This window comes from Xenorhabdus thuongxuanensis (assembly GCF_001908095.1).
Classification (GTDB): Bacteria; Pseudomonadota; Gammaproteobacteria; order Enterobacterales; family Enterobacteriaceae; genus Xenorhabdus; species Xenorhabdus thuongxuanensis.
In genome coordinates this window covers 1-21,372 of sequence record NZ_MKGR01000024.1, presented here as the reverse complement: position 1 = coordinate 21,372, position 21,372 = coordinate 1, and the positions used below count along the sequence as shown (strand labels likewise).

The 21,372-nt window shown below is 40.8% G+C and carries 19 protein-coding genes and 1 pseudogene; 10 read left to right on the top strand and 10 right to left on the bottom strand.

The window, feature by feature from the left end:
• Window positions 1-47 precede the first annotated feature (47 nt).
• Window positions 48-1,004, top strand: coding sequence for an IS110 family RNA-guided transposase (locus Xentx_RS14260; protein WP_074020918.1), 957 nt, complete (start codon window positions 48-50; stop codon window positions 1,002-1,004).
• Between the two features lie 407 nt (window positions 1,005-1,411).
• Here Xentx_RS14260 and Xentx_RS14255 read toward each other — a convergent pair whose 3' ends face one another.
• The 4 genes from Xentx_RS14255 to trxA all read right to left on the bottom strand — a co-directional run bounded on the left by Xentx_RS14255 (window position 1,412) and on the right by trxA (window position 4,086).
• Window positions 1,412-1,750, bottom strand: a complete 339-nt coding sequence (locus Xentx_RS14255; protein ID WP_074020916.1) for a helix-turn-helix domain-containing protein — start codon at window positions 1,748-1,750, stop codon at window positions 1,412-1,414.
• A 536-nt stretch (window positions 1,751-2,286) separates the two neighbouring features.
• Window positions 2,287-2,538, bottom strand: a complete 252-nt coding sequence (locus tag Xentx_RS14250) for a YdgH/BhsA/McbA family protein (RefSeq protein ID WP_074020915.1) — start codon at window positions 2,536-2,538, stop codon at window positions 2,287-2,289.
• 175 nt (window positions 2,539-2,713) lie between these two features.
• Entirely contained in the window at window positions 2,714-3,664 is a 951-nt protein-coding gene (locus tag Xentx_RS14245) for an NAD(P)/FAD-dependent oxidoreductase (RefSeq protein ID WP_074020914.1), read from the bottom strand.
• Between the two features lie 101 nt (window positions 3,665-3,765).
• Window positions 3,766-4,086, bottom strand: a complete 321-nt coding sequence (gene trxA / locus Xentx_RS14240; protein WP_074020912.1) for a thioredoxin — start codon at window positions 4,084-4,086, stop codon at window positions 3,766-3,768.
• Window positions 4,087-4,234: 148 nt separating this feature from the next.
• Between trxA and Xentx_RS14235 the strand changes: the two genes are divergently transcribed.
• The 3 genes from Xentx_RS14235 to Xentx_RS14225 all read left to right on the top strand — a co-directional run bounded on the left by Xentx_RS14235 (window position 4,235) and on the right by Xentx_RS14225 (window position 7,203).
• Entirely contained in the window at window positions 4,235-4,591 is a 357-nt protein-coding gene (locus tag Xentx_RS14235) for a carboxymuconolactone decarboxylase family protein (RefSeq protein WP_083600983.1), read from the top strand.
• Window positions 4,592-4,789: 198 nt separating this feature from the next.
• Entirely contained in the window at window positions 4,790-6,274 is a 1,485-nt protein-coding gene (locus tag Xentx_RS14230; protein ID WP_074020911.1) for a class I adenylate-forming enzyme family protein, read from the top strand.
• Between the two features lie 38 nt (window positions 6,275-6,312).
• The gene (locus Xentx_RS14225; protein WP_074020909.1) at window positions 6,313-7,203 is read left to right on the top strand and encodes a GNAT family N-acetyltransferase; all 891 of its coding nucleotides are present in this window, start codon (window positions 6,313-6,315) and stop codon (window positions 7,201-7,203) included.
• Window positions 7,204-7,304: 101 nt separating this feature from the next.
• On the opposite strand, the gene Xentx_RS14220 is transcribed toward Xentx_RS14225, so the two are convergent.
• Window positions 7,305-8,435, bottom strand: coding sequence for a thioester reductase domain-containing protein (locus tag Xentx_RS14220; protein WP_244149869.1), 1,131 nt, complete (start codon window positions 8,433-8,435; stop codon window positions 7,305-7,307).
• A gap of 444 nt (window positions 8,436-8,879) precedes the next feature.
• On the opposite strand from Xentx_RS14220, the gene Xentx_RS14215 reads away from it, so the two are divergent.
• Together Xentx_RS14215 and Xentx_RS14210 are read left to right on the top strand one after the other, a co-directional pair.
• Entirely contained in the window at window positions 8,880-10,016 is a 1,137-nt protein-coding gene (locus Xentx_RS14215; RefSeq protein ID WP_074020908.1) for an efflux RND transporter periplasmic adaptor subunit, read from the top strand.
• A 13-nt stretch (window positions 10,017-10,029) separates the two neighbouring features.
• A complete protein-coding gene (locus Xentx_RS14210; protein WP_074020907.1) occupies window positions 10,030-13,122 on the top strand; it encodes a MexW/MexI family multidrug efflux RND transporter permease subunit in 3,093 nt (1,030 codons plus the stop codon).
• A gap of 83 nt (window positions 13,123-13,205) precedes the next feature.
• Here Xentx_RS14210 and Xentx_RS14205 read toward each other — a convergent pair whose 3' ends face one another.
• The gene (locus Xentx_RS14205) at window positions 13,206-14,192 is read right to left on the bottom strand and encodes a methyltransferase (protein ID WP_074020905.1); all 987 of its coding nucleotides are present in this window, start codon (window positions 14,190-14,192) and stop codon (window positions 13,206-13,208) included.
• 713 nt (window positions 14,193-14,905) lie between these two features.
• Between Xentx_RS14205 and Xentx_RS20170 the strand changes: the two genes are divergently transcribed.
• Complete coding sequence (locus tag Xentx_RS20170; protein ID WP_074020904.1) at window positions 14,906-15,142, top strand: DDE-type integrase/transposase/recombinase; 237 nt, start codon at window positions 14,906-14,908, stop codon at window positions 15,140-15,142.
• A 356-nt stretch (window positions 15,143-15,498) separates the two neighbouring features.
• Here Xentx_RS20170 and Xentx_RS14190 read toward each other — a convergent pair whose 3' ends face one another.
• On the bottom strand, window positions 15,499-16,146 hold the full coding sequence (locus Xentx_RS14190) for an ArsR/SmtB family transcription factor (RefSeq protein ID WP_074020901.1): 648 nt from the start codon (window positions 16,144-16,146) through the stop codon (window positions 15,499-15,501).
• Window positions 16,147-16,386: 240 nt separating this feature from the next.
• On the opposite strand from Xentx_RS14190, the gene Xentx_RS14185 reads away from it, so the two are divergent.
• Both Xentx_RS14185 and Xentx_RS14180 read left to right on the top strand, forming a co-directional pair.
• Window positions 16,387-16,884 carry a DUF2938 domain-containing protein gene (locus tag Xentx_RS14185; RefSeq protein ID WP_074020900.1) on the top strand — a complete coding sequence of 166 codons (498 nt, stop codon included), beginning with the start codon at window positions 16,387-16,389 and terminating at the stop codon, window positions 16,882-16,884.
• 474 nt (window positions 16,885-17,358) lie between these two features.
• Window positions 17,359-18,819, top strand: coding sequence for an amidase (locus tag Xentx_RS14180; RefSeq protein ID WP_074020899.1), 1,461 nt, complete (start codon window positions 17,359-17,361; stop codon window positions 18,817-18,819).
• Window positions 18,820-19,000: 181 nt separating this feature from the next.
• Here the strand turns inward: Xentx_RS14180 and Xentx_RS18395 are convergent.
• A pseudogene (locus tag Xentx_RS18395) lies at window positions 19,001-19,341 on the bottom strand (ISKra4 family transposase); the annotation flags it as partial.
• Window positions 19,334-19,426, bottom strand: a complete 93-nt coding sequence (locus Xentx_RS20165) for a recombinase family protein (protein WP_415843376.1) — start codon at window positions 19,424-19,426, stop codon at window positions 19,334-19,336. The gene Xentx_RS20165 and the pseudogene Xentx_RS18395, both read right to left, overlap by 8 nt.
• Window positions 19,427-19,446: 20 nt before the next feature.
• Here Xentx_RS20165 and Xentx_RS14165 point away from each other — a divergent pair.
• Window positions 19,447-20,200, top strand: a protein-coding gene (locus Xentx_RS14165; RefSeq protein WP_208607589.1) for an IS5 family transposase whose coding sequence is annotated in 2 segments (ribosomal slippage) — window positions 19,447-19,910 and window positions 19,909-20,200 — 756 coding nt in all. Because the reading frame shifts where the segments join, the coding sequence is not laid out codon by codon here.
• Window positions 20,201-20,720: 520 nt separating this feature from the next.
• On the opposite strand, the gene Xentx_RS14160 is transcribed toward Xentx_RS14165, so the two are convergent.
• Window positions 20,721-21,372 (bottom strand): MFS transporter (locus Xentx_RS14160; protein ID WP_139292499.1); only part of this gene is annotated, 652 nt, incomplete at its 5' end.

Sequence of the window (21,372 nt, the reverse complement as noted above, 5' to 3'; positions counted from 1 at the left end):
TTGCTTGAAACTAAATTCGCATTGGCAAGAATGGGAGCCGAAGAACCATGACTGAAACGATTTGTGTCGGTATTGATGTTGCCAAAGCTTCACTCGAAATTGCGCTTAGTACACAGGGAATTGTCATGACATTCCCAAATACCCCTGAAGGCCATGATCAACTAGCATCTATTTTGGCTAACTATGAGATTGATTTAGTTGTATTAGAAGCAACCGGGGGTTATGAGATGCCCGTTGCTTGTGTTTTGCAGGCCAGAGGGCTAGCTGTTGCTATCGTCAATCCCCGACAAGCCCGTGATTTTGCTAAGGCAATGGGATATCTAGCCAAAACCGATAAAATAGATGCTCAAATGCTGGCACAGTTAGCCCTGGTTTTATCTCAACAAACAGATCGGGATAAAATAATCAGAGTGTTGCCCTCTGCTCAGCAACAAGTGCTGCAAGCCATGATCACACGTCGGCGCCAATTAGTCACACTTTCCGTCTCGGAGCGCCAAAGATTAGGAAGCTGCCATCCAGAAATTCGAGAAAGCATCACTTTAATGATCAGCTTTATACAAGAACAACTTAAGGTCATTAAATCGGCGTTATCTAACCACATCAAGGCCTATTATCGTCCCAAACTCGATTTATTATCGACAGTAAAAGGCGTTGGTCCTGCCACAATAGCCACTTTGATCGCCGATGTCCCAGAGTTGGGTCAATTAACCCGCCGTGAAATTAGTGCATTGGTTGGCGTTGCACCGTTTAATCGGGATTCTGGGTTCTTCCGGGGAAAACGAACAATCTTTGGAGGAAGAGCAATGGTGCGTCGAATGCTTTATATGGCTACGTTAACAGCCATTAGATTTAACCCCGTTCTCTGCGCTTTCTACAAGAGATTAACCGAAGCAGGCAAGCCAAATAAAGTCGCCATCGTTGCTTGTATGCGTAAGTTACTGGTCATTCTCAATGCAATGATAAAAACAAATAAACCGTGGGATGAATCTTTCCACACGGTTTAAAGCGAAAGACAGTTGCTCATTAAACTCAGATCCAAATCGGTAGGAGTTAAACAAGAGCTTCAGGCGCATATATTATTACTTAACCTGACAAGAATATTGGGAAATTATTTTGACCACAGAAACGATGATGATGTGAGGGATCGTGTCGATAACAAGGAGAGCTTGGGTAAAAAACAGAAATTGAATTCAAAAAATTGTTTATTTTTGTAGTCAAATATCTCCCTTTCCTAGATATAAAACATTAAAAATCAATTTATTATAGATTTACACACTTGTAGCAAGAATGATACAACGGGTGAGATCAGGAAGACACTATCCACGGAGATCGATGAGTCTCAGAACACGACGGAATTCTTTTGATGCTCCGATAAGGATTTAACCGAATGCCATTGTCTGGCTTAGAATCCCTAAATTATTTTTTTTCTTCTCCATTCGCTTGGTGTTATACCAAAGTGTTTTTTAAATGAGCGGGAAAAAGATTGTTGTGAGTCAAATTGATACTCTAATGCTATATTAGCAATTTTATTTTCAGTTAAATAAATCGCAATAGCTGCATTAGATATACGTCTATTTATTATATAACGACCTAGAGTAATACCTGTTGTTTCTTTAAAAATACGCTGCAAGTGCCATTTGCTATAACCAGATCTTTTAGCTACGATATCAATATTTAATTCATTCTTGATGTTTTTCTCAATCCAGTGAACAAGATCTTTGATAATGTTTTTGTTAGTAAAATTATTCATTTATTTTAACCTGTTATAATTAATTATTAAGTTTTCATTTAAGCTAATTAGTTTAATTATTATTTCATATTCAATTTATAAATAAGTATATTCCTTTATTCCCAATAAATTTCAAAATGCGACACAGTAACAAGGAAAATAATCACTTAAATTCACCAATAAATTCAATGTGATATAGATTGATTTCTGTTGTCATTTTATGTTTATTCTTTTTAAAGATATTATCCCTTTGGGAAAAATTCCCAGTAAGTAGTGGATGAATTGGGCGGTTTATTATTCATATTCGGAAAGATGAGTTCTTTGCTTCAATTCTACACGGACAGCGCCCAGTTTTTTGTCGGAAATCGTGTTAGGATTAATTTCCTACAACCTACTTAAGTCGAAGTAACTGGGCTTGATTTATGTTCTTCCGAAAATAGTTGTCATTAAGCAGAATTAAGGCTAATTATTCAGTATTAAATCACACCTAAATATTGATCCAGATAGATGTTAAGATGTCTATAGGATAATGCCATTGTTGGATGAGACACTATCAGTTATCTATATATTTCGGCAGTTCCATTTAAGTGATTTTGACCAACAGCAGAAGTAATCCTGAAATATTTTGCTCCAGCCTCATCAGCCTTTTTGGATAATTTGTCAGTGAGTGTATCCAAAGTTTCTGCCCCTGTTACGGAAATAACGCCAATCTTCTCTCCTACAGCGGATTTGACCTCATTTGCTGCCGATGAACCAAATGAAATAGCGTTTAATACAAATAACAAACTAATATATATTGAAATTTTCATTTTGTAATCCTATGTTAATTTCCAGTTTACGAAAAAAACCATATAATATTTTACAAATTGATATAAACTACTATAAAATCCTAAATTAACTTTAGGCTAAGAGATATAGGGAAAAATATAAACATATTAATTTAAGAGCATAAAAAGTTGAGAATAGAATATAAATTAACAGTGGTTACCGATTATTAAGTTGTAACCATTTCTCCGCGTCAAGCGCAGCCATACACCCTGAACCCGCAGAAGTTATGGCCTGACGATACCTGCTATCAGCAACATCTCCTGCGGCAAATACACCAGAGGTTGATGTCATGGTTTCAAGCGTTTGACTCTTGCCATTGACAACAATATATCCCTCTTTCAGCTTTAACTTATTCTGCAAAAACGCGGTATTTGGAGTATGACCTATTGCCATAAAACACCCCCCAATGGGAAGGTCATATAAAAAACCATCAATTTTATTTATTAAAGTAAGTCCCTTAAATTTTCCTTGATATTCGATATATGCTTTCACCTCAGTATTCCAAAGTATATCGACTTTCCCTTCTTTAACTTTCGCCATCAGCCTATCCTGCAGGATTTTTTCAGCCCTGAGTTCATCCCGCCTATGAATAAGAAAGATCCGTCTGGCGATATTAGAAAGATACAGGGCCTCTCCAACGGCGGTATTGCCGCCCCCGATAACGGCGACATCCTGCCCTTTATAGAAAAAACCATCACAAGTCGCACAGGCCGACAACCTTTTACCCCGTAAGTTATTTTCAGCTGGTAAATTTAGATAACGTGCAGTTGACCCTGTTGCAATGATTATACTCTCTGCCTGATATTTATTTTTCTCACTGGAGACGAGAAAAGGGGTTACATTAAAATCGACTGAAACAATGTAGTCATTGATTATTTCCGGAACAAATTCTTTTGTATGGTTATCCATCCTTAACATCAATTCAGGGCCTATTATCCCTCCCGGTTCTCCCGGCCAGTTTTCAACATCAGAGGTATTCATTAATTGCCCCCCAACCTCCAAACCGGAGACTACAATAGGGGAAAGACCCGATCTGGCGGCATATATTGCCGCAGTATATCCCGCGAGGCCTGTTCCTATAATTAGCACTTTCGTATAAAAAGACATTAAATGCTCCTTGTTTTACCCGTAAATGATAATCTTGGAATCTAAAGCTGGATTAATAAAATAAATCAGCCCCATAATTTCCTGAATTAATTCAGACAGGGCTACAAATTTTGAGAAACCAGACTTTTAAATTGTGATAGAGAGACAACGCCAATCAGAGAATCTACGGGTTTTCCATCCTTATAAACTAATGTTGTGGGTATACTGCGAATGCCATATTTTACGGCAATATTCTGAAAATCATCGATATTAACCTCTCCGAAAGTGGCGTTCTCTTTCATGTCGTTTGATAATTGGCTGAATGTAGGAGCAACGGCACGGCAAGGCCCGCACCACGGTGCCCAGAACCGGACAACACAAACTCCTTTCTTATTAATAACGCTATCAAAATTCGTTTCGGTTAGTTCAATTAATGTACTCATGTTGGATCCTTCGTCATGATTATGCATACGGTTATGGTTAGCTTAGAATACCTGATATCAATTAGTCAATTATTATATTGAATACTATATTGGTTGAGTGTAGATTGAACAAGAAATATCGGTAACTTCGTGATTAAGGGTGGAAAACATGAGTAAGACACAAACCGTGAATGAACAGATACCGACTTTTTCTGATGCCATCAGTACGATGGCGCTCGCGTCAGCGGGTATGGCATCTGCCTTTGAAAATCTGTACACGGCAACTCTCAATATTGGGGAGATAACCTATAAATTCAAAGAGCTAATTGCAATCACTATTGCCATCGCATCAGGTGCCGATGAACTGCTGAGAAACCACATTCACTCAGGGGTAAAAAATGGATTAACACGAGAAGAACTCGTGGAAGGGATTGGGGTGGTCGTATTAATGAAAGGAGAGGGTGCGTTTATTTATGGGGCAAAAGCTTTAGCGATGTACGACCTTACTAAAAGCGGCGAATGTTAAAAAAACAAACCCCATGATTTTCAATAAGGTTTGTCATGGGGTTAGACAACGGATATCACTAATATTTTCCTTTATTTGCATATTAACCAAGCAGAATCGAAATAAGAGAGGTCATTGCCAGTAGTGCGCCCACCTTTCTTAGAAATTGTACTTATTAAGCGAATCCAAAAAAACTATTAATAAATGTAAGGAGCATTTATGGGAATTCGTGAACATTTTAAGCGATTACTCTATGAAACACCGGATGATGCTAATGCAATTGAATATTTTCAATCCTGGTGGACATGGGAAAAAATACGTGCCATTGCAAATAGGCTTGATGAGTTATTACAAAAAACAAGAGTGACAAAATTTGAAAGAGTTGGCGTTATTTTGGAAAATCGTCCTGAACATATTGCGATTCTTTTGAAATTCTTGGAGAGCAAACAAACAATAGTTGTATTAAACCCTTTAAAACCCTTACAGAAATTATTGGAAGATGTCAAGAGATTAAATGTCAGGGTGATTATAGGCGGAACGACATTATTTCAAGATAAAAGTTTACTGAATGAAATAATGATGAATACCGTGATTTTTGAATTAAATCATAGCGGAGAAATTTATTCTATTGGGAGGCAATTACATACAAGTGATATAACTGTTTCTGATATTGCCATTGAAATGTTAACGTCAGGCACAACTGGAATACCAAAACAAATAAAATTAAGCTATCAAAAAATAGAAAATTCTCTTATAGCAAGCGGGCAAATACCCAGTAATAATCAATTATTAATTGATTCAGTCTCATTGGTGTCAATGCCAATTTTTCACATCTCTGGTCTATGGGGAGTATTAAGCGCTCTGTATACCGGAAGAAAAATAGTATTAATGCCAAAATTTGTGTTAGAACCTTGGGTTGAAGCCATCGAACGCCACAAAATACGAGCAACATTTCTTGTACCTGCCGCTTTGCATGATTTACAAGGTGCCAATATTGATCCGGCTAAAATTAATTCATTAAAGATAATTACCTCTGGCTCGACCTATTGTCCCACCAAATTAATTGATCAAATTCTGGCTCTTTATGGAATACGAGTGTTAATGTCTTATGGCGCAACTGAATTTGCAGGTGCTGTTGCAGGCTGGAATTACGAATTACATAGGGAATGGTGGACTTTAAAATCAGGTAGTGCAGGTAAAGCATATCCCGGTATCAAGCTTCGAATTACCAACGAATTTGGTCACGAACTTCCCATTGGACAAGCCGGTTTCTTAGAAGTTTGCTCTGAAGGAAGGATATCAGAGAATAAGTGCCGATGGAGCCGTACCAGTGATTTAGCGAATATTGATGAGGATGGATTTCTCTGGATATTAGGGCGAGCCGATAACATGATTATACGAGGTGGATTTAAAATCCAGCCTGAGAAAATAAAGAATTTATTGGAAACTCACCCTTGGGTTAACGAGGCCGCAGTAGCAGGCGTTCCCGATGTTAGGCTTAATACTATCCCTGTCGCCGTTATCGAAACAAATTCAAATCAATATTCAAAAGTCAATGAATTAGTTAGCCTGTGCCATAAAGAATTATTGCCTTATGAAATACCGAAACATTTTATTACCATAGATAAATTACCTAAAACGGCAGCGGGAAAAATAAATCACACTGAACTTTTAGCTTTTATTAATAATTATTTAAGCCATTAAGTTATAATTAAAAATAGTTAGCAAGGAAATACTAAATAATGAACTCTTCAGAAAAAAAAACAATCTTTATAAATAAACTAAATGATTTTACAGTTAAAAAAGCCACACGTCAGGATTGGGAGTGTGTCGTTCAATGGGGAAATAAAGAAGGTTGGAATATTGGTTACCATGACGCAGATTGTATGTATTCAGTGGATAATGACGGACTTTTCATTGGGTGGATTGGTGATCAGGCTGTTGCAGCTGTTTCTCTCATCAATCACTCAAAACAGTATGCGATATGGGGGAACTATTTAGTTGATAATGATTTTAGGGGAAAAGGATATGGAAAAGCGGTATGTAAAGTCGCGAGATCCCACGCAGGTAATCGGGATATAGGTTCAAATGCAATGCCTTACATGGTCTCTAATTATAAAAAGTCAGGGTTGAATCCTATTTATAATATCATTCACTACACGGGGAAATTAAAAAAGATAGAATCAGAAAATATAAAAGAAATATCTATCATTAAACCCCATAATATTGACAGTATCATAAAATATGATAGTCTGTTTTTTCCGACATTACGGCAAAAATTTCTAAATAGTTGGTTATTTTCCTCTGGGCATATCTCATATTTAAAAATGGTTAATGGAGACATTTTTGGTTATGGTGTGATCCGGCCTTTGCCCGATGGTTTCCGTATTGGTCCATTAGTCGCAAGAACGCCATCTGATGCGGAGGAGTTATTTAACACCTTAACTTCAAGCTTGCCGGAAAACACAAAAATCTCCATTTTCTTACCTGAATATGTACATGAGTCGTTTTTTTCTTTTTTAAGGAAAAGAGGGATATTTGAACAATTTCATGTCGTTTATATGCACAAAGGTAATTTTAAAATGAATATACCCAATAATATGTATTGTATTGCTAATTTAGACTTAGGGTAATTTTGCAAGCTAGCTGTCATCTTTGCAAGTTGCCATCAATAATACGAGGAGGAGACTTATCTCTCTCCGCGAAGCAGGGAGAGATAACACGCTTCGTGAAGTTAAATTGGCATCGGTAAAAAATCTTTTTTTTGCAAATAAGCCAAATAGGTATCAAGTAAATCATAACGTAATTTTGGCAATGTCATATCAATCATTCCCGTCGCTTCTTTTGTTTTTTTATAGTGGAATTTATCTATTTCTTGCCAGAGAATTAATAATTTATCATAGGAATCTTCTGCTCCATAGAGTGGCAAAAAACGGTAAAGAGCATTATTTTCACCGCTGGCGATTAATTTTTGTTGCCATTGATAATATTCCATTAATTCTATATTAAACCCTCGAATATTTAACCAAGAAATAATATCTCTCCAATTTATCAGGCCTTCGTAATTAAATAAATTAAGGACATTTCCGGTTTCAATGGTATATTTAGTTAGCGCTATGATGGATACGGTATAGTCAATAGGGGTAAAATTCATAAGACCCGGAAAAATGGGAGCATAACCTAATTGAATACAGCTCTTCATGAAAAGCATAAATTGATTATCAGCAAAGGGAGCCTCTCCCGTTTTACTGTGCCCTGAAATATAACCTAAACGAAATATATTCGCTTTACCCCCTTTTTTTACGAAATTTTCCAACAGGCGTTCAGCTTCCCATTTAGAAATTAAATATCCCATTTCAGAATTAAGCATAGTGTCTCCGGGAAAATCCTCTACAATATTCCCGTATTCATCCGTTTTAGAGGCGGCTGAAAGCGTAGAGGCATAATTTATCACTTTCTTTTTACCTGTGTTAGCCATATTAATCATGTCATTGACACTATCAACATTAGGTGCTTTCAGTACGTCATAGGGACGTACGTGATTCACTCGTGCGGCTATGTGATAAATAACATCGACTTCATTGCACAATTCTTGAAAATCTGAATGGTTAATTCCACACTGAGGTAAAGAAATATCACCTTCAATAACCTTAATGTTTTTTGCAGATTTTAGGTGATGAACACCTTCTATAGCAAATTTTTCATAGGCTTCTTCTACACGAAATAATTTGTTTTCATCATCAACGGTTCTGCATAATAAATAAATTTTCTCTATTTCTTTTTTCTGCAAAAAAACATCCAAAAGATGTACACCAATAAAACCAGTTGCACCCGTTAATAAAACGTTATATTTCATTTTTATCATATTAATTACCTTTATGAAATATTTATCAATGAAGTTGAGTTGTGACGCTAATTTATTATAAATATTAAGTTATTAATTGAATTCAATTCAATGTCAATGCTTTTTTTTGACAAGAGGTGCATAAAAAGCTGCAAAACAAAGAATAGTAACTTATAGATATAGCTCTAATAGAATAGATTGTTAATTTTATAGTTAATTTATGAAACTATTTTATTTGCTGTTAATGGCAGGGTAAAAGGCCATTGACTTAATCCTATATTCAATATAATAATTTATTGTTAAGGGTTGGGTGATTTGAGGTCGTTATTGCCATGTGTATACCCACCGCTTTTCAAGATTCAGCGTGTAAGACGACGCGAGGCGTTATCACTCCCCGCGAAGCGGGGGAGTAATAACGCGCATCTCGAAGTTGAATTGGTACATGACTAAGAATTGAGAGATATGATGAATAAGGCAATCGTTGTTGGTCTGGGAATGGTTTTATTGGCGCTAATCGGGTTCTTCGTTTATGTCCTGCAGAGTTCTGCCCGGAATAATTCAGGGAATATCGACTACCCTCCGGTAAAAGTGGCTCTGGCAGAAGTAAAAGAAACCATTGTAGAGAAAGCATTATATGGCGTCGGAGAATTTGAAGCCGAGCGGCAAGTCCATCTGGCGGCAGAAACCAGTGGCAGGGTCGTTAAAATTGAATTTGAATCAGGTCAATATGTAGAAAAAGGGCAATTATTGGTGCAAATCAACGATGCGGTTGAACGGGCAGATCTTGCCCGCCTACAGGCACAATGGAGAAATACAGAGCGGTTATATCAACGTACCCAAAAATTATTTGCCAGCAAAATGGTTGCAGCCTCTGAACTGGACAATACACTGGCACAACGCGACATGGCACTGGCTTCTATTCGTCAGAAAGAAGCCGTTATTGCCCAGAAAGTTATCCGGGCACCTTTTTCAGGTGTGATGGGAATAAGACAGATACATGAGGGGCAATACCTGAACGCCGGCGATGCGATTGCCAATCTGGTAGATGCCAAAAACCTGAAACTTAATTTTTCTCTGAATGAACAGACAAGCCCAGAATTGCATGTCGGGCAGTCTGTCAACATACAGGTTGATGCGTATCCGAACCAAAATTTTCCGGCTACCGTTAATGCGATAGATCCGTTGATTGGTAATTCCCGTACGGTACAGGTACAGGCACGCCTGAATAATGCCGATGGAAAACTGAAAGCCGGCATGTATGCCAGCATTCAGGTTATGCGCCAGAATAATCAGCCAGCACTGGTCATCCCGGAAACTGCCGTCACCTATACCGCCTATGGTGACACCGTTTTTGTCACTCAACCGACGGAACAGGGGGAAAATCAGGCAAGCAAGCCGGCCACTCCGCAGGGAATAACCGTAAAACGGGTTTCGGTTGACGTTGGGCAGCGTTGGGATGGCTTGGTTGAAATCAAAAAAGGGTTGTCCCGGGGGCAGCAGGTCGTCACATCAGGACAAATGAAATTAACGGATGGAACAGCAGTTGTTGCCATTGCCGTCGATACGCTGAAGACAGCGGAATCAGCGGCTACGGATTCTTGATGGAGGCGAAAAAATGACTTTTACCGATCTTTTCGTTCGCCGTCCGGTACTCGCATTGGTGGTGAGCACATTGATTCTGTTACTGGGCGTGTTTGCCCTGAGCAAACTTAACATCCGACAGTATCCGCAACTAGAAAGCTCAACCATCACCATTACAACGACCTATCCGGGGGCATCCGCCGATCTAATGCAAGGGTTTGTCACTCAACCGATTGCACAAGTCGTCTCTGGTGTCGAAGGGGTGGATTATCTCTCTTCGTCTTCGGTACAGGGCAGAAGTGTTGTCACTGTTCGTATGGAATTGAACCGCGATTCAACCCAAGCTTTGGCGCAAGTGATGGCCAAGGTCAATCAGGTCAGGTACAAGCTACCGAAAGAGGCTTATGACCCGGTTATTGAACTGTCATCGGGAGAATCCACGGCCGTGGCTTATGTCGGATTTTCCAGTGATACGCTGTCGGCATCGGCGCTGACCGATTACCTCTCCCGCGTGGTTGAACCCATGTATTCATCGATTGAGGGCGTTTCAAAAATCGAAATTTTTGGCGGGCAAAAACTCTCCATGCGCCTGTGGCTGGATGTGAACAAACTGGCAGGGCGTGGATTGACGGCCACCGATGTTGCCGCCGCCGTAAGGCAGAATAACTATCAGGCGGCACCGGGAAAAATCAAAGGGGAGTATGTTGTTTCGAATATCCATGTGAATACCGATCTAACCAGTATTGAGGATTTTCGTGATCTCGTTATTCGCAATGACGGCAATTCATTAGTCCGTCTAAAAGACGTTGCCACTGTGGAGTTAGGTTCTGCCACAACAGACAGCAGCGGTATGTACAATGATAAAATGGCGGTGTATCTGGCGCTATTTTCCACCCCAACTGGAAACCCGCTGGTGATTGTTGATGGCATCAACAAGCTGTTTCCCGATATCCGGAAGACTCTTCCACCTGGTGTGGAAATGGGGCTGGCATTTGATACTGCTCGTTTTATTAATGCTTCAATTAATGAGGTCGCACATACCTTGTTGGAAGCGATAATCATCGTTATTGCCGTGGTTTTCTTCTGTTTAGGCTCATTGCGTAGCGTACTGATCCCGATTGTCGCCATTCCTTTATCGATGTTGGGCGCGGCAGGACTCATGCTGGCCTTTGGTTTTAGCATTAATTTATTGACGCTATTGGCAATGGTGTTAACTGTCGGGCTAGTGGTGGATGATGCCATTGTCGTTGTTGAAAACATTCATCGCCATATTGAAGAAGGGAAATCGCCGGTTATTGCCTCGTTAATCGGTGCAAGAGAAGTGGCAGCGCCGGTTATTGCGATGACGATTACACTAGCTGCTGTTTATGCGCCGATTGGCTTAATGTCAGGGTTGACGGGGGCGCTGTTTAAAGAGTTTGCGCTGACATTAGCCGGTGCCGTTATCGTATCCGGCGTAGTGGCGTTGACGTTATCCCCTGTGATGAGCTCTTTTTTACTCCAGTCCCAACAGAATGAAGGGCGAATTGCCCGTTCAGCTGAGTTTTTTTTCGAAAAGTTGACGCATTATTATTCTCTCGTACTCAATGTTTCATTGCGCTACCGTTGGGTCATGGGCGGGTTTGTCTTACTGGTTATGATCAGTTTGCCTTTGCTGTATCAACACGCCCGGCAGGAGTTGGCTCCCTCGGAAGACCAAGCCGTGGTGCTGGCCGCCATCAAATCGCCGCAATATGCCAATTTAGATTATGCAGAACGTTTTGCTCATAAACTGGATGGCATCTTCCGCGAAATCCCTGAGGCGGTCGGAACATGGGTTGTCAATGGTACTGATGGGCCTTCGGCCAGTTTTGGTGGGGTGAATTTATCGGCATGGAATGAACGTAAGCGCTCAGCGGCAGACATTCAGGCGCAATTGCAAAGGGAGGTCAATGATGTTGAGGGAAGCAGTATCTTTATCATCCAGCTCCCCCCATTACCAGGTTCTACGGGAGGCTTGCCGATTCAGATGGTACTCCGCAGTGTCGAAGACTACCCTGGGCTATACCGGACGATGGAAGAGATTAAACAACGTGCGCGTGAAAGTGGGCTGTTTATTGTTGTGGATAGCGATCTGGATTACAACAATCCTGTGGTACAAGTGCAGATTGATCGTGCCAAAGCCAATAGTCTGGGGGTAAGAATGCAGGATATTGGTGAATCTCTCGCGGTGCTGGTTGGGGAAAACTACATCAACCGGTTTAGTATGCAAGGTCGCTCTTATGATGTTATTCCGCAAAGCATCAGTCGTCAGCGATTAACGCCGGAAGCGTTGTCTCACCATTATGTCAGGACGGAAGATCAAAAAATGATCCCGCTTTCCACCATTGTTTCCGTCTCGACAAGAGTCGAACCCAACAAACTGACCCAATTTAACCAACAGAATGCGGCTACTTTTCAGGCCATTCCCGCCCCTGGGATTACATTAGGGCAAGCGGTGGATTTTCTTGAGGGTGTTGCGGATAATCTGCCGGCAGGTTATAGCCATGACTGGCAATCAGACGCCCGCCAATATAAGCAGGAAGGGCACGCATTGGCTCTGACGTTTCTGGCCGCATTGGTGATTATTTATCTGGTGTTGGCGGCGCAATATGAAAGTCTGGTTGATCCGTTGATTATCCTTATCACCGTACCGCTTTCAATTTGTGGTGCCCTGATACCGCTGGCGATGGGTTATATCACCCTGAATATTTATACCCAGATAGGGCTGGTGACATTAATTGGGCTTATCAGTAAACACGGTATCCTGATGGTGGAATTTGCTAATAAATTGCAGGAAAGTGAGGGTTTGGATAAACGTTCTGCCATCATACAGGCGGCACGAATTCGCCTTCGTCCAGTATTGATGACAACGGCAGCTATGGTGATTGGTTTGATCCCATTACTGTTTGCAAGTGGTGCCGGTGCTAACAGTCGTTTTGGTATTGGGCTTGTGATCGTCACCGGAATGTTGGTGGGGACGTTTTTCACCTTGTTTGTGTTGCCGACGGTATACGTATTTTTGGCCAGAAATCACACGGCAGCGGCGGTAACACCGAGAAAACAGCAACTGAATAAAGCAGATGACATAATGGATTCAACACATTAACCTGCTTCCAATATAATATGTTGCACCTGAGAGATGAATATCTCCCCGCAGAGCGGGGAGATATTCATGTACCTTGAACTTATTTATAATCTGGGCTGTTTCTTCATTTCAATAATACACTCCCTACTACCTGTTAGGGAAAGTTCCAAGTCTTGTATATTGATGATCGTCAGGCCAGCTTGTTCTGCGATCGATTGAAATTCTGACTGATATCGTGCTTTACCTGACAGCATAATATCCATATATAAATCAAATGATGCAGCATCTGAAATATTAGGTTCTTTAACCATCTCAATAACATATAAAACAGAGTTTTCACTCATTGCCTCATGGCAATTTTTCAGAATATTAATCGCCCGATTATCTGGCCAATTATGCAAGACGTTTTTTAAACAATAGGCGTCATATCCGGATGGAATAGTGGAAAAGAAATCTCCATTGATAAATGTAATTCCTTCTGACTCATTTCGGGTGAAATCATATTGATCCATGACATGGCATTGAATATCAGGGTTGTGCATTTTTATACTTTTTGCCAAAGAGCCTAACCCTCCGCCTATGTCAATGATTGAAGAAATCCCATTTAAAGAGATGAAGTTAATAATATGCTTACTCAATACCTCAGACATTTTTGCCATCAAATTATCAAAGTCCGTTTTGTGGGAATGATTTTCCTCGTGACTGAAATAATCATAAAGGGGTTCATTATGATAAAGTTCAAAGGCAGATTTATTGTTCGTTTCAGTTAAGGATGCGCTGTATTGTGACCAGGCGTTCCAGATTGCTGGGTTTAGCTCGAATTTTATATGCGTTGTTTTAAAGCTGTTTGGATTACTGAGTGATAAACATGGCTCAGTAAGGTAAAACTTATCCTCTTTTTTTTCTAACACCTTAAGGGATTGCATATAGTTACATAACCGTTCGATTTTATCTCGTGGAATATTGCATAATTGAGAAAGTTCTTTCACCGTTCTCCCTGCTTGGTTATTTAAGTATAAAGGTGCTTTGCTCTCTACAAAGGCAAATAGTGCTGCCGATTTGCGATAAGCTACCGTCAGTTCAAATAACATTATTTATTTTCCTTATTCAAATTTTATAAATAGAGTTGAAAAATATTTTTTACCAATAATTTTATTTTGCGAATTCATTAGCATGAAAAAATTCAATTGCGATATATTGTTAACTATCTGGTTACGCTATCTTTTTAGCCTGCATCATTCAATACAGTGCGGGATTCTGCTTTGAGCAAAAATCAATCATTTGTCAGATGTTGATAATTTTTTACATTCAATACGCTTTTATTGATAGATTTCTATATCTTGACTATATGTTTATTGAACGCAAAGAGTACTATTTTCGCTCATAATAATCATATTAAAGATATGAGATCTTGCCCTGTCATTCTATATGAACCGTTACCACTGCATGGCATCAAATAATAGTATGAAATTGATAAATCATCATAGACAGGATCTAATAACCTATTCAGGTTTAAAAAGATTCTGAATAGGTTATTAGAAGAACTTTACTGCTGCGTCAATGACTTTTGCCAAAAATTTATTCCTCTCTGACATCAACAGCTCATGGAGAACGGGTTACGCAAACGTGTAGTGGTATAAGGATCTCGGACATCTCAAAAGCCTGCTAATGTTATTAACATGACAAATGAGGTGTGACGATGAAATTGAAAACCCACCAAACGCTAATATTTCGCTGAATTTAAGCTGAAAGCGGTTCAACAGGTCGTTCTCCATCAACAACGGGTTGTAGATTTTCCCTCCAGGTGGTGGGAGTGGCCATTATTTTTTCGCCTGATGCTGAGCTGGTCTACCGGGTATTAAATAATGTACTGGAAACGCGTCGTATTGAAGAACGACTGGTTTTTCATTCAGATCAAGGAAGCCAATACAGGGGTAAAAGGTTTTTCTGCTTACTCAGGCAAAATAAAATTATCCAAAGCATGAGTTGCAGAGGTGACAGCTATGGTAATTCCTCGATGGAACGGGTTTCCGGAGTTTGAAAAATGAATGGATCCCGCCAGAAGGCTATTTGGACATCCATGAGGCAATGAGGGATATCACCCATTATTTGGGCGGGTATTGTATTACAACGACATCCGTCCCCATCACTTTAATGGAGAAATTTTTTCCGCTAAATACAAAAGACAGTGGGAAGAGGTTAGAAATGTGTCCGAAAGTTCTTGACCGCTACAATTCCCAGAAGGGCTACTTTAACGACATAGGCTTTTATGATGAGATTCCGGATAGGTATGCTTAGCTGCCCATTCTATCGCCGACTGAACAAAGTGTCCCACAGGATGTATTCAATATCTCCCCGCTTTGCGGGGAGATATTAATGACCTTGAAAGATAGTAGGTTAAGAGTCGACTTCAATATTCATTCCGGCCTCTTTCCAGCCTGAAAAACCTCGTTTAAAACGGCGGGCATTGATACCTTTGGCGCGCATTAATTCAAGGGCATTGGCAGAAAGCACACAGTAGGATCCCCGACAATAAGCGATAAGATTTGAGATGGAAGAGAGTTCATCTAACCGACTTTCCAGTTCATCAACCGGAATATTGATGGCATTTGGCAAATGCCCCTGATCGAACTCCTCTTTTGGCCTTACGTCTAGTAAGGTTGTACTCTTTTCCTTGATCCTGTCTAACAACTCATCCCATGAGATCGCTTCCTGATTGTTCATATCATCAATTAATCTTCGCATTTCAGCCCGATTAAATTCCGCATATTTCTGGATTGCGGTAATGATATCCATGACAGGACCATTTCCTAAGCGATAAAAAACATGCTTACCGACCTTACGAGATTGCAGGATGCCTGAGCGTTTTAAATGCTGTAGGTGTTGGGAGGTATTTGCGATGGACAGACCCGAAAGCTCAGACAGGCACTCTACGGATTGTTCCGAACCGGACAAACACTCAAGCAATGTCAGACGGTGGGTATTTCCCAGTACTTTGGCAATTTCTGCGATTTCCGCAAGAATTTGTTTATCAAACATTGACATCTGTTTTCCAATACCATTACATTCAATAGATTTATTTAGTATAATAATACCAAAATTTTTAAGGCAGTTCGAGAAAATATACTTCTCGCCTTCAAGATACCGCCTGTAAGGCGAGGGAGAGATAACGCGCATCTTGAGGTTGGGTTGATATATACCCTATGGATTTCAGGCTGCTGCACAGCCAACAAAACGGCAACCTGAAAGACGACGTACAAAGTTAAACTTAGAGGATATCAACAAATGGATGAAGGATTGGAGTTTATTGTTCGTTCAGTATTGATTGGAGCGGGTGCGACAGTCGTTATGGATATTTGGGCGCTTTTCCTTAAACGCTGTTTTGGCATCCCATCGCTGAATTACGCGATGGTCGGCCGCTGGCTGGGGCATATTCCGCAAGGGCAGTTTTGTCATCAAAGTATTATGCAAGCCCCTCCCGTGAAAGGTGAAACCGCGTTTGGTTGGTTTGCTCACTACCTGATTGGTATTCTCTTTGCCGGGCTTTTTCTCTTCATCTCAGACCCAGATTGGGTCAATAATCCGACATTTCTTCCCGCCTTGTTAATGGGAATTGTAACTGTTGTTGCCCCTTTTTTCATTATGCAACCGGGCATGGGGTTCGGCGTGGCGGCATCGAAAACTCCGGCACCGAATACGGCGAGGGTGAGAAGTTTAATGACACATACCATTTTTGGTGTCGGACTTTATTTATCCGCTCTGCTTTTACATTTATTTTATTGATTTAAAATATATTTATTATGGTTTTATCGCATTAACAAAGCGTTCGCATGAGGAGGCGGCGGTAATTTTTTCGGGGTAGCGCGGTGCCATTCCAGGCAGGCTGCTATGGCAATTAATTCGGCATAAAGCGAACTGAGGTATATTTAGGTTTTACCGAAACCTCCCCAAAAGTGACGATTCTGAGATCATAATCTCTAAACTGGGTGATGGTCGGGTAGCTGCGATAACCGTCAATCTTTGAGTAGGTGAACAAAAACAGTTTATCCCAGTTAACTTTTCGAGATAATGGGTATCAAAACCTCTGGTGGCTCTGTTTATGGGAAACGGTCAGGGTGTTTCCCCCTGGTTGCTCAAAGCATTGATGCAATGCCTTAACGTAGATTGTGATATCGACGAATTGGACATTACCTCTTTGGAAGTGTCATTTTCAGAAAGCAATTACACTAATTAGCGAAGCATAATAAGGAGGCTTTCATGAAACATGAAGACTATATTCAGCATGATGGTTTGAGTCTTGGAGAGCTTGTACGAGAGAGCAAAATAACACCGGAAGAACTATTGGATGCAGCCATTACCCAGATGGAGCGGGTTCAACCTACGATCAATGCCGTGTGTTGGCCTGAACTTGATTTGGCGCGCGATCAAGCAAGGCAAATGCACCAAACCCTGCAATCGAACAAGGAAACATTCAAAGGTCAGTTCCTTGGCGTTCCAATGTTGCTGAAAGACATGGGTATGACAGCTGAAGGATTTACCCTCACCAATGGATCACGCCTTTTTAAAGGCTATAAAAGCAATCAGGATAATGAATTGGCCTTGCGTCTTCGCAAGGCGGGGTTTAATTTTTTCGGGCGATCTACGACACCTGAATTTGGTGCGAACTGCACGACTGAAGCACTTGTTTATGGTGCACCAACGCGCAACCCTTGGAATACCGAACTTTCTTCAGGCGGCTCTTCAGGCGGGGCAGCAGCAGCGGTCGCTGCCGGTATTTTGCCAGTCGCCCATGCTTCCGATGGTGGCGGCTCTATCCGAATTCCTGCCTCATGCTGTGGTCTCTTCGGTCTTAAGCCAACCCGTATGCGCAATCCAACAGGACCGATTGTAGGCGAAGGCTGGGGCGGTCTTGGCGTGGAACACGTCATTTCGAGGTCAGTACGTGACAGTGCGGCTGTTCTGGATGCGACACATGGTAGGGACATCGGGGCCCCCTATTGTGCACCTATTTTTACCGGTCGCTATCAGGATTTAAATGAGACAGAACTTCAGCCATTACGCATAGGTCTGGTTACGAAATCCCCTTCAGGATTACCCGTTCACACCGATTGCCTTGCAGCCGTTGAAGATGCTGCAAAACTGTGTGAAACACTGGGTCATCATATCATACCGACAGAGCTGCCTGATATTAATTATGCGGACTTTGGCCATGCCATGCGCCTGATTGTTGCGGCCGGCATCGCACAGGTCGTACGGACAGGATGCGCCATGCATAATACAGCACCCAATCTTGACCTTCTTGAAATATCCATTTTCACCGCAATGGATTTTGCACAAAAACATTCAGCCGTAGATTATGCGGATGCTGTTGCACTGATACATCAAATTGGCCGCAAGCTTGGATTTTTCATTCAAAATTATGATGTGCTTCTAACCCCTACACTTACCTCCCCTCCCGTTGAAATCGGGCGCTATGCAGCAAATCGGGACTATGTGACTCATCGTTCCGATACGCTGCAATTTACGACCTTTCTGCCGTATTTTAACGCCAGCGGGCAACCCGCCATGTCAGTCCCCTTATACTGGAACAAAGATAACTTACCTATTGGCGTACAATTTGCAGCCGATGCAGGACGTGAAGATTTGCTGTTCCAGCTTGCCTTTCAATTGGAGCAAGCAAGATCATGGTTTGACAGATTAAGTCCTTTGGCTTTTTAACAAAGATGGAGAGTATAAAAAAGTGTGATGCACTTGAGTGACTTGTCTGTAAAATGGGCAATTCAACCGGACTATTACCTGTTAATGACCCATGAATATTTATACCGTTAAGTGGCTCTCCGCCATCAATCCTCTGATTTATCGGGGCTTCAGGTTGGAGAGCATAAAAAATCTGGGGCACTTATGCGGCAAGTGTCTCTGTCCAATAATGTTCCGTTTCTTCACCTAATTTTATTCCCTGATACCAATGCTCAAATTCGGTTTTCAAATCATCATTAAGTACTGCTGTGCGTGTCTGGAGTAAGTAATGTGCACTAAGTAATGTGCACCTTGTTAGCTCCATTGCATTTGCTGCTTTTTCACCATACGTTTAGCGATAACTTCATTGATCGTCGATTCAACAAATGAAGAGGAAATGGGTTCACCATATCGGTACATTTCACCGTAATTCGGGATCATCATGCTGTTATTTTCAATATAGGTATACATTTCATCTAGATGTTTTAACAATGATTTATTGGATCGTGTCACCGGTTCTGACCTGTTTGAGCAAATCCTGAAGTTGTGGCCGGTTGATGTTTTTCGTACTGGCCTGTTCGACATACACTTTATCAATTTTAATACCGGATGAAGACAGAGCCTCTTTCTGGCGCTCAACATGTTGGTCAACCCATGCAACACAATCGGCTTGTCTATCATAAAAAAACGCATCACCTCATTCTGGAAGGTATCCTTTTTCGAATGAGAACCGGGATCCCCTGGCGGGAACTGCCTGCTGAATATGGGAAATGGAATACGGTCTTTAAGCGTTTTAATGCCTGGTCAAACAAAGGTATTTTTAATTCATTATTCAATGAATTAGCTAAAGATTCTGATACTGAATGGTTGTTCATTGATGGCAGTATTGTCCAGGCTCATCAGCACAGTTCAGGCGCGGCTTCAAAGGGAAATGAAGCGATAGGGAAAAGCTGGGGAGGACGCTCGACTAAAATCCATTTGGCCGTAGACAGTTATGGTTTGCCTGTTCATTTTGAATTATCCGAGGGGCAAACTCACGATATTGTGCATGGGGAAAGTTTGGTGGAGCAATCCCCCCTCAGACTTTGTCATCGCTGACAAGGGGTATGATAGTCAGGCATTCAGAAATTATATCGAAGAACAAGGGGCAACGGCGGTTATTCCCTACCGAAAAAATAACCGCAACTCGGGTAAAAAGCTTGATAAGGGTTTATATCGTTATCGTCATTTAGTCGAAAATGCGTTTGCCAGAATCAAACATTTTCGTGCAATCGCAACAAGGTACGATAAATTGGCACGAAATTACGCCAGCACATTGGCACTGGCATTTGTCATTATCTGGCTACCCATGTGGGTCGAGTAAATGATGAATACAAAACGTCAACACACCCTAATGAAAGTTGATAGTAAGTGATTCCGCGGAGATGCCTAGTGTTTACAGCATCTCTGCGACTACGTGAAAATCTCACACATCTTTAGAAAAATTGAGCCTGGTTATCAACTAACATATTGAGATCCTATGAAATCTGTCTCATCAATCGTCTTCTGCTGATTATACTTTTTTCATTGTCGATTTAAAGATGTCCTGTAACGCTTTATCTATACGGATGAGTGGTAGTGCTGGCAGGGCAATCCGTCAGACAGTGCGAAGCTGGGATTTGAGCCACAAGACACCTCTGTCACTGGAAGCAGTAGTATTGTGTAGCCAAACATATCAATCTGCATCTTGCTAAATGGGTTATCCGCAAATACAAGCGTGTACACGGTAGTTTTGCTCAGGCGTATGAATGCTTAGACAGGATACGGAGCGCTAAGCCCTGTCTGTTTGCACACTGGGAAATTCATTATATTTCCTAGAAATGGCTTTAGTTCATTGAAAAGGTTCATTTTACAGCTCGTCTTTCATTATTTTTTAAACCACGAGCCAACGTGAATATCAAAAAAAAGGCGAATAAAGCGACAATCAACATACTGATCATCAACACATATCCATCAAAATTATCCATGACATAACCACCAACCAAGCTACCAATGGTAATTAATATCAAAAACATAAAGGTAATAAGCGCTAAACCTTTTTCTGTGAGTTCTGGAGTATGAATATGCATCCACATATTAATAGTTGCAGGCACCATGCCGGCAGCAGTACCCCATAAAAAAACAAATATAGCGCTAGTTGTCCAATTAAAATCCCAAATCGACAAAGCTAAAAATGCCATAGCTAATAAAAGTGCGCTGATTGCAAAGCTATAACGCACATTGTATTTACCAACATATCCCGTTAACACATTACCCACAACACTGGCGATACCAAAAAACAACAATAAAGCAGAAATCTGCCCTTCCAAAAAACCCGCCGTTTGTTTAAAGAAAACGGTAAAATAATTGTATGCAGAAAAATGAGCCAAAAATATTAATGTAAATATGATTAATCCTTTGCGTGCAATAGGGTGCGATGGCATCAATAATAATTCTTTCCATTGCATTGTGGACGACGGTTTTAATGAAGGTAAAGAAAAATATTGCATAATTAAG

Bases quoted from the DNA above. Each gene is read 5' to 3' on its own strand.
- Xentx_RS14260 (WP_074020918.1), top strand. From the start codon at position 48: ATGACTGAAACGATTTGTGTCGGTATTGATGTTGCCAAAGCTTCACTC.
- Xentx_RS14255 (WP_074020916.1), bottom strand. From the start codon at position 1,750: ATGAATAATTTTACTAACAAAAACATTATCAAAGATCTTGTTCACTGG.
- Xentx_RS14250 (WP_074020915.1), bottom strand. From the start codon at position 2,538: ATGAAAATTTCAATATATATTAGTTTGTTATTTGTATTAAACGCTATT.
- Xentx_RS14245 (WP_074020914.1), bottom strand. From the start codon at position 3,664: ATGTCTTTTTATACGAAAGTGCTAATTATAGGAACAGGCCTCGCGGGA.
- trxA (WP_074020912.1), bottom strand. From the start codon at position 4,086: ATGAGTACATTAATTGAACTAACCGAAACGAATTTTGATAGCGTTATT.
- Xentx_RS14235 (WP_083600983.1), top strand. From the start codon at position 4,235: ATGAGTAAGACACAAACCGTGAATGAACAGATACCGACTTTTTCTGAT.
- Xentx_RS14230 (WP_074020911.1), top strand. From the start codon at position 4,790: ATGGGAATTCGTGAACATTTTAAGCGATTACTCTATGAAACACCGGAT.
- Xentx_RS14225 (WP_074020909.1), top strand. From the start codon at position 6,313: ATGAACTCTTCAGAAAAAAAAACAATCTTTATAAATAAACTAAATGAT.
- Xentx_RS14220 (WP_244149869.1), bottom strand. From the start codon at position 8,435: ATGATAAAAATGAAATATAACGTTTTATTAACGGGTGCAACTGGTTTT.
- Xentx_RS14215 (WP_074020908.1), top strand. From the start codon at position 8,880: ATGAATAAGGCAATCGTTGTTGGTCTGGGAATGGTTTTATTGGCGCTA.
- Xentx_RS14210 (WP_074020907.1), top strand. From the start codon at position 10,030: ATGACTTTTACCGATCTTTTCGTTCGCCGTCCGGTACTCGCATTGGTG.
- Xentx_RS14205 (WP_074020905.1), bottom strand. From the start codon at position 14,192: ATGTTATTTGAACTGACGGTAGCTTATCGCAAATCGGCAGCACTATTT.
- Xentx_RS14190 (WP_074020901.1), bottom strand. From the start codon at position 16,146: ATGTCAATGTTTGATAAACAAATTCTTGCGGAAATCGCAGAAATTGCC.
- Xentx_RS14185 (WP_074020900.1), top strand. From the start codon at position 16,387: ATGGATGAAGGATTGGAGTTTATTGTTCGTTCAGTATTGATTGGAGCG.
- Xentx_RS14180 (WP_074020899.1), top strand. From the start codon at position 17,359: ATGAAACATGAAGACTATATTCAGCATGATGGTTTGAGTCTTGGAGAG.